This is a genomic window from Thermococcus sp. LS2 (assembly GCF_012027375.1).
Classification (GTDB): domain Archaea; phylum Methanobacteriota_B; class Thermococci; order Thermococcales; family Thermococcaceae; genus Thermococcus_B.
Genome location: NZ_SNUI01000040.1, coordinates 1 through 252 on the forward strand (window position 1 = coordinate 1; position 252 = coordinate 252).

At 44.4% G+C, this 252-nt stretch carries 1 protein-coding gene; it reads left to right on the plus strand.

What is annotated here, in order from left to right; genetic code table 11:
- A partial coding sequence (locus tag E3E24_RS12615) for a bis-aminopropyl spermidine synthase family protein (protein WP_167916131.1) occupies nt 1-252 on the plus strand: 252 nt, incomplete at both ends.

Here is a 252-nt window from a genome sequence, read left to right on the forward strand (position 1 = left end):
GATGAAATCGGCTACAGCAATATTGAGATTTTCACATTCGATTTAAGAAAGCCTCTACCAGATTATGCACTTAGGAAGTTTGATACATTCATAACAGATCCGCCAGAGACAGTTGATGCTATAAGAGTTGATGCTATAAGAGCTTTCGTTGGCCGCGGTATCGCTACGCTCAAAGGCCCAGGCTGTGCCGGCTACTTTGGAATAACGAGAAGAGAGAGCTCCCTTGACAAGTGGAGAGACATCCAAAAGCTT